Below are 2,053 nucleotides of genomic sequence, written 5' to 3'. Positions count from 1 at the left end.
ATTATTTCCTTGCTGAGGACCTCTTCCGTTGTTCTCTTGCTGATGTCCATTATTTCCTTGCTGAGGCCCTCTTCCGTTGTTTTCTTGTTGGTTTCCATTATTTTCTTTTATTTGCTTGGATTGCTGTTTCTGGGATTGCTTTTGTTCTATATGCTCCTGCTTCTCGTATTTTTCTTCTTTTACAGGAGACAAATCCGATGATGCATCAGGAGATGACTTTGGTTGCGTTTGTATCTCCCCATCGTGTTCCTCCTGATCAGATGACGGCACAGGAGGAGTAAGCGATTTTTTCTTCTCATTCTCTTGCTTTATATAAACACCTGTGCCAATTCCTGCTTTCTTAGCATTCTCTCGCATTTGCAGCGTACTGCTTTGATATTCGACTGTAACATGTTTTATCTCATACTCTTTCTTTAATTCCTGCATAGCCTTTTCCAACTCTGGTTCTAGTGACTTGTCCTTTGTAACAGCTGTTAGCATAACTTGCTTATCATTCGTTAAGTACTTATCCTCTTGACTCTGCTTTATAATTGTACGTATTACGTCTTGCAGGTGTTTATTTTCCCACCGTTTCATTTCTTTTAAAATGCGCTTTCCATCATCATTACAAGCTCGCAAATCTATAACACGAAGATCCTTTGTTACGCCCACCTCTAAACTCGGATTTATATCAACTGAGACATAAGCAAATACTTTTTCTTCCGGTTGGTTGTAGAAAAACAGCAACACACATAGAAAACAAGCCAAAAATAACGATGCAGGCTTTAAGAAAGAAGGGATTGAAAAACGCGGTGCTCTTTGCTTTTGTTCATTAAACGAGATTTCCTCTCCAATCATGTAAGAGTGCGCTTTTCTTTTAAACGCGATAAACTCTCCATTTGGAGTTAAAACAACTACACTATGTTTTTTTATATCCATCACAATCCCTTTATTCATCATGCTGTCTCCCTCTTATATAATCCAGAATATATGTATAGTTGTTTGCAAAGATAATACACATTGCAATAATGTATTTTCTATGCCGCTCCAACGTTTTACGACTTACCCTAACAAGCGGTTCAATATGTTTAAGCGGTAACTTTTTCTTTCGGAATAGCTCGTCCATCATTTTCTCTTCTTTTATAATAATCTTTACAATTCCTACTAAGTGTTCACGCGTATCACGATGCTTAGGAGATTCCTTAGCAAGCTCTGAAAATGTGATTTTAAACTCAGCTAGCACACTTTGAAAATGAAGAATTTCTTCCTTACGGTTACTATTTTCCATCTCTTTCATATACTCCGTAAGCGATACTTGCATTTCTAACATTTCCTCTTGCTTATCTTCTTTTAAAAAGACAAGATTATGCTTAGATTCCTTGCGTATATAGTCAATTACATCTCTTTTTATAAGAAGATCAGCAAACGCTAGAAAAGATTTTCCTTTTTTATATGAATACTGTTCAATTGCTTCGTTAAACGCAAACAACCCAATACTATATTCATCATCCTGTTCCGTAATATATCGGCGGCAGACAGACGATATTGATTTTCTAATAAAAGGTTGATACTGTACGATAAAAGCTTCCTTATCTTCTCCGTTGTTTTGTATGTTAAATACGATATCTTCTATTTTCGTTTTTTTTAAGATCTTCATTACTAAACTCAACACTAGTAATCTCCCTGCCTCCTTCTGTTTTAAATAGCAAAATGGTCACTAAATAAGTGACCATTCAAGCACATTTTCTTAGTACTTTTATTTGGACTTGTCTTCTTGCTGTTGTTCATATTTTTCACGATCGACTTTTTTTAGCGTTTTCTTGATAATTGTTCTTTTCTGTTCACGCTAGAGTTAAATCTGCATTTTAATATACTCTCTTATTTTCTTTCGCAATAGCGTCCGCTTGTTTTTCTTGCTCTTTGTCTATTTTAGCTACAATCTTTAAATAACTCTTCTATATATTGTTGGTAATTTCAGCCTTTTCTTTCGATTTCCCCACTTAATCTAGTAAATTTACTAATACTTCAATGTTGTTTCCACTATGTAATTTTACTTTCATTGCTTCTTTTTCTT

At 35.0% G+C, this 2,053-nt stretch carries 2 protein-coding genes; both read right to left on the bottom strand.

All coding sequences use genetic code 11. From position 1 onward, the window contains the following. On the bottom strand, positions 1–936 hold a 936-nt coding region (locus KI356_RS22200), incomplete at its 3' end, for an anti-sigma factor domain-containing protein (RefSeq protein WP_274388399.1). Further along, entirely contained in the window at positions 929–1,651 is a 723-nt protein-coding gene (sigI, locus tag KI356_RS22195; RefSeq protein ID WP_128282298.1) for an RNA polymerase sigma factor SigI, read from the bottom strand. The genes KI356_RS22200 and sigI, both read right to left, overlap by 8 nt. Between the last annotated feature and the right edge of the window lie 402 nt (positions 1,652–2,053).

The organism is Bacillus hominis (assembly GCF_018332515.1).
In the GTDB taxonomy this organism is placed as follows: domain Bacteria; phylum Bacillota; class Bacilli; order Bacillales; family Bacillaceae_G; genus Bacillus_A; species Bacillus_A hominis.
The sequence above is the reverse complement of the archived record's forward strand: the minus strand, read 5'-3'. Positions and strand labels throughout refer to the sequence as shown.